Source organism: Dietzia sp. DQ12-76 (genome assembly GCF_014145045.1).
Lineage (GTDB): Bacteria > Actinomycetota > Actinomycetes > Mycobacteriales > Mycobacteriaceae > Dietzia.
Genome location: NZ_JAALDV010000378.1, coordinates 3,237 through 11,680 on the forward strand (window position 1 = coordinate 3,237; position 8,444 = coordinate 11,680).

At 69.9% G+C, this 8,444-nt stretch carries 8 protein-coding genes and 1 pseudogene; 3 read left to right on the forward strand and 6 right to left on the reverse strand.

Annotated features, from left to right (window positions below; all coding sequences use genetic code 11):
- Positions 1-890 (reverse strand): MFS transporter (locus G6019_RS12755; protein WP_241726028.1); only part of this gene is annotated, 890 nt, incomplete at its 3' end.
- 128 nt (positions 891-1,018) lie between these two features.
- Between G6019_RS12755 and G6019_RS12760 the strand changes: the two genes are divergently transcribed.
- A complete protein-coding gene (locus G6019_RS12760) occupies positions 1,019-2,908 on the forward strand; it encodes an N-acyl-D-amino-acid deacylase family protein (protein WP_375292886.1) in 1,890 nt (629 codons plus the stop codon).
- On the opposite strand, the pseudogene G6019_RS12765 reads toward G6019_RS12760, so the two are convergent.
- Positions 2,902-3,504, reverse strand: a pseudogene (locus tag G6019_RS12765) (YwaF family protein); the annotation flags it as partial. The gene G6019_RS12760 and the pseudogene G6019_RS12765 sit on opposite strands and share 7 nt — an antisense overlap.
- Positions 3,505-3,646: 142 nt before the next feature.
- Between G6019_RS12765 and G6019_RS12770 the strand changes: the two are divergent.
- Together G6019_RS12770 and G6019_RS12775 are read left to right on the forward strand one after the other, a co-directional pair.
- Positions 3,647-4,069 carry a PPOX class F420-dependent oxidoreductase gene (locus tag G6019_RS12770; RefSeq protein WP_182612356.1) on the forward strand — a complete coding sequence of 141 codons (423 nt, stop codon included), beginning with the start codon at positions 3,647-3,649 and terminating at the stop codon, positions 4,067-4,069.
- A gap of 58 nt (positions 4,070-4,127) precedes the next feature.
- Entirely contained in the window at positions 4,128-4,700 is a 573-nt protein-coding gene (locus G6019_RS12775) for a peroxidase-related enzyme (protein ID WP_107757651.1), read from the forward strand.
- A gap of 18 nt (positions 4,701-4,718) precedes the next feature.
- Here the strand turns inward: G6019_RS12775 and G6019_RS12780 are convergent, their stop codons facing one another.
- From G6019_RS12780 to G6019_RS12795, 4 genes are all read right to left on the reverse strand, one after another.
- A complete protein-coding gene (locus G6019_RS12780; protein ID WP_206681828.1) occupies positions 4,719-5,774 on the reverse strand; it encodes a hypothetical protein in 1,056 nt (351 codons plus the stop codon).
- An 89-nt stretch (positions 5,775-5,863) separates the two neighbouring features.
- The gene (locus G6019_RS12785; protein WP_182612355.1) at positions 5,864-6,604 is read right to left on the reverse strand and encodes a glucose 1-dehydrogenase; all 741 of its coding nucleotides are present in this window, start codon (positions 6,602-6,604) and stop codon (positions 5,864-5,866) included.
- A gap of 51 nt (positions 6,605-6,655) precedes the next feature.
- Entirely contained in the window at positions 6,656-7,732 is a 1,077-nt protein-coding gene (locus tag G6019_RS12790) for an NAD(P)H-dependent amine dehydrogenase family protein (RefSeq protein ID WP_182612354.1), read from the reverse strand.
- A 135-nt stretch (positions 7,733-7,867) separates the two neighbouring features.
- Positions 7,868-8,444 (reverse strand): superoxide dismutase family protein (locus G6019_RS12795; RefSeq protein WP_241726029.1); only part of this gene is annotated, 577 nt, incomplete at its 5' end.

An 8,444-nucleotide genomic window follows, 5' to 3' on the forward strand; every position in this document is an offset into this window, starting at 1 on the left:
AACGACCTCACCAGATCGAAACCCTGGGAGACCAGCAGGCTGGGCAGCCAGATGAACGCGCCGTAATAGGAGAAGTTGATCCCGAACCACACGACCCACAGTGCGCCGGTCCGTCGTCTCAGGCGCGGGGACCAGATCGACTCGCGCGCGGACTCCCCGCTGGCGGATGCGTCGCGGCCGGGCTCCCCTGCTGGGGCGTTCGCCGCGGCGGGCGGTTCGACCCCGGCCGAGGCCTCGTACTCGCGGACGATCCTCTCGGCCTCGGCGCCCCGACCCCTCGATTCCAGGAACCGCACCGACTCGGGCAGTCCGAAGCGCACGACGAGCGCGTACGCCGCCGGGACCAGCCCGATGGCCAGCGCCCAGCGCCAGCCGTCGTCGCCGATCGGCACCACGAAGTATCCGATAAGCGCCGCCATGAGCCAGCCGACGGCCCAGAACCCTTCGAGGATCACCACCACCCGGCCGCGGATACGACGCGGCGCGAACTCGCTGACCAGCGTCGAGGCGACGGGCAACTCGGCGCCCAGGCCCAGGCCCACGATGAAGCGCAACGCGATGAGCATGGCGATACCGGTCGACAGCGCCGCCGCACCCGTGGCCAGACCGTAGACCAGCAGGGTCGCGGCGAAGACCTGGCGACGCCCGATCCTGTCTGCGAGCAGTCCGCCGAGCGCGGCGCCGATCGCCATGCCGACGAACCCGATGGACCCGATCCAGGACAGCTCGGTGGGGGTCAGCGCCCAGTGCACGGCCAGGGCGGCCATGACGAAGGAGATCAGGCCCACGTCCATGGCGTCGAGTGCCCAACCGACGCCGGATCCGACCAACAGCCTGCGGTGCTTGCGGGTGAACGGTAGGCCGTCGAGGCGCTCCGTGCGGGTGGTCATGCGCGACAACGCTACTCGCCGGACGGAGTCCGGGCGACGCAGGAAGTTCCCCACGAACCCTGGACTTGGACCAGCGTCCGGGTAGCCTGGTGGAGACTGTGTTGAGCATCACACACTGGGAGTGCCTCGTGGACACCACCGATCACGCCAGCCCGGGCGGCGCCGACTTCGACATCGTGATCCGCGGCGGGACCGTCTACGACGGCACCGGCGCCCCGGGCCTCCGCGCCGACGTCGGGATCCGGTCCGGCGTCGTCGCGGCGGTGAGTCCCTCCCCGCTCCCGGTATCGGCGGGCACCCGCGTCATCGAGGCCGACGGCCGATGGGTCATGCCCGGATTCGTCGACACCCACACCCACTACGACGTGGAACTACTGGTGTCCCCCGGCCTGGGCGAGTCGGTCCGCCACGGGGTGACCACCGTGCTCGTCGGCAACTGCTCACTGTCCGGCGTGTACTCGGACACCGTCGATGTGGCCGACCTGTTCAGCCGCGTGGAGGCCCTCCCCCGGGACGCCGTCCTCGACGCACTCGAGCGCACCACGTCGTGGTCCGATGCGGCGGCGTGGCGGAGGGCGGTCGAGTCCCTGCCGCTGGGGCCCAACGTGGCGAGCTTCCTCGGCCATTCCGATGTCCGCGCCTCCGTGATGGGACTGGGCCGCTCGACCGACCCGGAACACTCCCCGAGCCGGCGGGAGCGCCGCGAGATCGCGCGGCGGGTGGAGGAGGCCCTCGACGAGGGGTTCCTGGGGGTCTCCACCATGACCAACCCCTGGGACAAGATGGACGGCGACCGCTACCGCTCGCGCACCCTGCCCTCCACGCACGCCTCGTGGAAGGAATTCAGACAGATCAGCCGGATCCTCCGGCGACGCGATCGCGTCCTGCAGGGCGTTCCGAACCTCAACACGAAGGTCGACGTGGCCTTCTACGTGGCCACCAGCACGGGCCTGCTGCGCAAGCCGCTCAGGGTGTCACTGCTCGCCGCGGCGGACACCCTCGCCGAGCCCTGGGTCAACCACATCTTCCGGCCCCTGGCCTGGGTGGCCAACTCGCTGGGACGCGGCAGGTTCGTGTGGCAGCACCTGCCGACCACATTCAAGGTGTGGGCCGACGGGATCGATCTGGTGGTCTTCGAGGAGTTCGGCTCCGGGCGCGAGGCGCTGCACCTCAAGGACGAGATGGCCCGCACGGACCTGCTCGCGAAGGAGGGCTACCGGCGTTGGTTCCGGCGGGACTTCGAGAAGCGGTTCAGCCCGCGGGTGTGGCACCGCGACTTCGACGACGCCCTGATCGTCGCCTGCCCCGACGAGTCTCTGGTCGGAAGGACCGTCGGCGACGTCGCCCGCGACCGGTCACTACACCCCGCGGACTGTTTCCTCGACCTGGTGGTGGAACACGGCGCAGACCTGCGGTGGACCACCACGATCGCCAACGCCCGCGACAAGGTGGCCAACCGGCTCGTCAACACCCCCGGCGTCACCATCGGGTTCTCCGACGCCGGCGCGCACCTGCGCAACATGGCCTTCTACAACTTCGGCGTGCGCCTGCTCGAGCGTGTACACGACGCGGATCGTCGCGGCGCCCCGTTCCTGTCCGTCGAGAAGGCGGTGTTCAAGCTCACCGGGGAACTCGCCGACTTCTACCGGCTGGACGCCGGGCGGATCACCCCCGGTCGCCGCGCCGATGTGGTGGTGATCGACCCGGCCGGGCTCGACGGCGAGTCGCTGGGCTACCACGAGACGGAGATGCCGGAACTCGGCGGGATCCGCCGCATGGTCAACCGCAACGACCGAGCGGTCACCGCGACGATCATCGGCGGCCGGGTGGTCTGGCACGACGGCGAGTTCGCGCCGGGTTACGGCTCGGACTACGCGTCGGGCCGGTTCCTGCCCGCGGGGCGGCGGATGAACCCGGCCCCCACCGGTTCCGTACCCCGGGTCAGCCGCTCGGCGGTCCACGGCCAGGTGAACAACGCCCACACCACCGCGACCACGGCTGCCGCGACACCGATGTAGACCGGCCAGGGGCCCATCAGATCCAGCGGCGACCCCTCCGGCGGAGCATGGCGGAGATACCCGTAGTTCGCCCCGGCGATCAGGTTGACCACAGAGGCCACGGCAGCCCAGAAGACCGTGAACACGAAGGTGAAGCCGAATCCTCGCCAGGTCGGCCGCAACCCCAACCCCCACACCAGGATCACCGGGGCGATGAAGGCGGCGACATGGGAGAACCAGAACATCCCGTACTCCACCGGTGGGGAGAAGCTGTAGTTCAGGTCCGGGGTCACCAGCGCCATCAGGTTCAGGGACAGACCCCAGAGGTACGCCACCGCCACCGCCCACCCGGCGCGGGTGATCAACGCCACCGGGATGATGATCCGGGCCCAGTCCGAGAGATCGGCCGGGATGGCCTGGGCGGGGTCGAACCGGCCGGGCATCAGGTCCCAGAGGATCCAGCCCGCTCCGACGAGCAACATGAGCCACCCTGCGATGGTGATCGCCCGGTCCACGGCTCGGGAGCCACGGTACCGACGCACCACGCCCAGCAGAACGGCTGTCATCACCACCGTGACGGCCAGAGCGGAGAAGTGGGCCACACCGAAGAGAGGCATCGAGCCGAGATCCTCCTCGGCGGCCAGAACGGTCGCCTTGGTGGTCACGTCCCCACCCTAACCGGATCGCCACGGAGTGCCGGCGGTCGCGACGCGGGCACACTGGACCGGAGAAACCGCGATCGACGAAAGGGTCCGCGCCGTGTCCGACTCACGCCCATCCGACTCCCCGCTCACCGACGACCTGCGCCGCCTGCTCGCCCTGCCGAATCCGTGCGTCATGGCGACGCTGCGCAGAGACGGGTCACCGGTCACAGTGCCCACGTGGTACCGGCTGGTCGGGGACCGTATCCATCTCAACCTCGACGCCGGACGGGTCCGCCTCCAGCACCTGCGACGCGACCCGCGCGTGGCACTGTCCGTGCTGCAGGTGGACGACTGGTACTCGCATGTGAGCATCCAGGGCCGGGTCACCGAGATCACCGAGGACCCGGACCTGTCGGGGATCGACGCCCTGTCCCGGCACTACACGGACCAGCCGTACCCGGTCCGTGATCGTGCCCGCGTCGATGCCTGGGTGGAGGTCGAGCGGGTACACACATGGGGGGCCGCGGCACGATCCTGAGTCGGCACGGCCCCACTCGGAATACCGTCAGAGCACGCCACACTCCCGGGAGCCGCACATGTCCGACCGTTACCCCCTCGCCGAACTCGCCGATCTACCCGAGGACCTGAGGGAACGCATCCTCGCGGAACAGGAGAAGGCCGGATTCATCCCCGAGGTGTTCCTGATGTTCGGGCGACGCCCTGCGGAGTGGCGGGCGTTCTTCGCCTACCACGACGCCGTGATGGACCGCGAGGGTTCGAACATGTCCAAGGCGGACAAGGAGATGATCATCGTGACCATCTCCGCGCAGAACAACTGCCAGTTCTGCGTGGTGGCGCACGGGGCGATCCTGCGTATCGTCAAGAAGGACCCGTACCTGTCCGATCAACTGGCCGTGAGCCATCACAAGTCCGACCTGACCCCGCGCGAGCGCGCGATCTGCGACTTCGCCACCAAGGTCAACCTGCGATCCGACGAGCTCGTCGACGCCGACTACGCCGCGCTCCACGAACACGGACTGGACGACGAGGACGCCTGGGACATCGCGACGATCACCGGCCTTTTCGGGCTGAGCAACCGGGTGGCCAACGCCACCGACATGCGGCCGAACCCGGAGTTCTACCTGATGGGGCGCGCGCCACGGTCCTGACGGCCGCACGGGTCATCGTCAGCGGTTGACCGGCGTGGTCGGGCTCCAGTGGAATCCCCGGTCGAACAGGTAGCGGAACTCGGGGTCCTCGGCGAGAGTGACGTCCACCCCGTCCCCGCTCAGCGCGATCCCATCGGGCGCCGGTGACCACCTGAGGGTCAGAGTGCGCTCGGGGTCCCTCACGAGACCGTATGTCCCCTCGCGGACCGGATACAGCTCGATCGTGATCACCTCGCCGTCCACGGAGTAGCGCCCGTCGTGGAAGTCCCCGTTGGCCAGGCGCAATCCGAAGCGCGCCCGGTCCGCACCGTGCTGCCCGAAGGCCACCTGTTGCCAGCGCACATCGTCGACCAACTGCTCGGCGGGCGGCGCCGTGTCCTCGACCACGCGATAGACCCCGGCGACCTGGGAGAACGCGGTCGGCGTCCCGCCACCCGCGGCCATGACGCCGAGAACCGCGCCCGGAACACAGAGGGCCACCACCGCGAGGATCGGCCCCGTCCACCTTGTGACGCGCTGACCCCGGGGCCAGGGGATCGGGGTGGGGAGCGTCGCGGCGGGCACGGGCCGGCCCGCGAGGATGCGCCCGACGTGGGCGAACCACGGAGCCGCGACCACCATCCCGGCCACGGCCATCGCCAGGGAGAGTTGCTTGACCGGGACGTCGAAGGTCATGTTGAGCAGAAAGACGACGGCCATGGCCGCGGCGGCGAGGAGGCCACCCAGCCAGGCCGTGCGACGGAAGAGCAGAAGCGCCGCGGCGGTGACCTCGGCCAGACCGGCCAGAACCTGGACCACCGGGGAGAACGCCATGAACCGCCAGAGGAACCCCATCGGGCTCATCTCGCCGAACGCGGTCAGGGCGTCCCCGTAATCGGCGACCCCCATCTGCATGAGGAACACCTTGGGCCACCCGTAGACCAGCAGCACGAGGGCCAGCCAGAGTCGAAGGAGCCAGTGGGCGATCCACCCCGCCGTGACCCACCACCGCGGGCCGGGGTCAGCAGTCGTGGAGACGGTGGTGGATACACCGTCGACGGAAGGAGGTGTCGACGAGACGGATCCCTGGGTCATGACGCCGATAGTACGAACCCTGAGAACGGCCTCGTACGTCTCAGGGTCTGTCCCGAGGGGGACGATCTCGCCACCCCGCCGGCGCGGCTCTACAACTGCTTGTGCGGAATCCCGTTGATCGTTCCGCCGTCCACCACGAACTCGGTGGCGGTGGCGTAGGAGGACTCGTCCGAGGCGAGGAACAGCACGAAGTTGGCCAGGTCGTCGACAGTGCCCAGTCGGCCCAGGGGGATGGGGATCATGTCGTCCGGGATGCCCTCCGCGATGGGCGTGCGGACGAGACCGGGGTGTAGCGAGTTACAGCGGATGCCGTGCGGTGCGAGTTCGAGCGCGACCGACTTGGTCAGCCCCCGGACGGCCCACTTCGCCGCCACGTACCCGTGCGCCCACGGGGTGCCCCGCATCCCCTCGATCGACGAGACGTTGATGATCGAACCACGCCCGGCGGCGATCATCGCCTCCGTGACCGCCTGGCACCCGTAGAAGGTGCCCGAGAGATTGACGTCGAGGATCTGCTGCCACTTGTCGTGCCTGAACTTGTGCAGTTCGGCGCCGTTGACGATCCCGGCGTTGTTGACCAGCACATCGACCCCGCCCCAGTCGGCGACGGTCTCCTCGACGACGGCCTTCCACTGGTCCGGGTCGGATACGTCGAGGTGACGGTAGCGCGCACTCGCCCCGAGCTCGGCCGCCACGGCCTCGCCCTGCTCGTCCAGCACGTCGGTGAGCACGACCCTCGCACCCTCCTCGACGAGGCGGCGCGCGTCGGCCTCACCCATCCCCCGCGCGGCCCCCGTGATGATGGCGACCTTGCCCTCGACCCGACCCATGCTGACTCCCTCTCCTCGTGAACAACTGTGGTGCTGAGGCCGGTCGTCGGCTCAGCGGGTACCGACGATGCCCGGCGCGCCGGTGAGCGGCAGATCCAGCGTCGTGGCCAATCCCGGCGCCGCGGCCACGACGGCGGGTACGGCGTTGACCACCCTGCCGACCCCGGCGAGGATCGCCGAGTAGTTGTGGTCGCCGTCCGCGCTCTGCGCGGCCAGGTCGAGGACGTACGAGGGCTCGCCGATCACCTCGACGCGGTACGAGTGCCCCTCCTGGACCGCGTACGGCCAGTCCGGCCGCAGGTCGTCCCGGGTCCGGGTGACGTGTTCGACCACGATGACGGGCTCGCCCGCCACCATGCCGGTGATCTGGAAGCGGAACCCCGCCTGGGTGCCCTCGGCGATGGTGCAGGCCGCGACCTCGTAGGTCTCCGGGGCGGGTTCGCGCTCGACGTGTTCGGTGATCTCATCCACCTCCACGCCCAACCCGGCGGCGAGCAGGTGGATCGACGCACCCCACCCCGCCGTCAACACCCCGGGCAGGAACAGCAGCGGGGTCTGGTCGAGCGGGGTGCCGAATCCCATCACATCGACCATCGACTCGGTGGAGTCGTAGGTCGCGTAGTCGGAGAACTCGGTGCAACGGACCTGGCGCACCTCGCGGCAGGTGCCGGTGATCGCGAGCGGGAGGAGGTCGTTGGTGAACCCCGGGTCCACGCCGGTGACGAAGAGGGTGGCACCGCCTTCCAGGGCCGCGGCCTCGAGCTTGGCGCGCGCGCTGTCGGGGACGCCCGCGGCGGGGTTGATGAGCGGAGTGGGCGCGGTGCCCGCCACGTTGATCCCGGCGGCGAGGTACTCGCGGATGTCGCGCGCGGCCTCCACCGGCCGGGTGTCGCTCATCGCGCAGTAGACCACGCAGTCGGGCGCCGCGGCCACGATGTCGGCATGGTCCGTGGTGGCGGTGACACCCGTGACCACCTCGAGACCGGCGAGCTCACCCGCGTCCCGGCCCGCCTTCTCGGCGGAGTGCACCCAGACGCCCACCAGGTCGAAGCGCGGGTCCTCGACCAGCTGGCGCAGGGCGATCGCCCCGGCGTTCCCGGTGGCGATCTGCGCGACCCGGATGGCCATGTGTTCCCTCCCGACGTGAGGCGGCGTGCGGTGGCGCGCGCCTGCTCGCGGCGGACGCTACCAGAGCGTGACGCCTGATCGGGGTCAATTCGGACACGTGACCGGACAGTTGTCCGGTCACGTGTTGACGGAGCGTCAGCCGATGACGACGCCGCAGGCGATCCGGCTGCCTCCGTCACCGGCCATGAGCGTGTCCTCGTCGGGCCCCTCCGGCGCGTAACGCTCCGGGATGTGCGCGAGGTTGTCCGGGTCCTCGTGGATCATCACGGCCGTGCCGTCGTCGTCCAGCAGGAGCTCACGGTCCAGCCGGTCGGTCAGGGTGGTGATGCGCGCGGTCCCGTCGCCCGCCACGTACAGCGGGGGAAGATCGCCGGCGTGGTCGGGATGGCTGGCCTCGTCGTCCGGACCGACCAGGTGTCCACCGGCCGAGAGGAACGCCCCCCGCTCCTCGGGGTCGTTGGGATTAACACTGTCCGGCTCGCACAGTCCGGTCGTGTGGATGTGCAGGCCGTGGAAGCCGGGCTCCAATCCGGCGGCCTCGACGGTGACCAGGGTCCCGCCGTCGACCTCGACGAACTCCACCGTGCCGAGCGATCCGCCCTCGGGGTCCACGAGGTCGGCGGTCGCGAAGGCCTGGCCGCCCTGCTGCTCATCCCCGCCCCCCGCACCGGCGGTGGTGGCGGCGGTGTCCTGCGGGCTGGCGGCCCCCTCG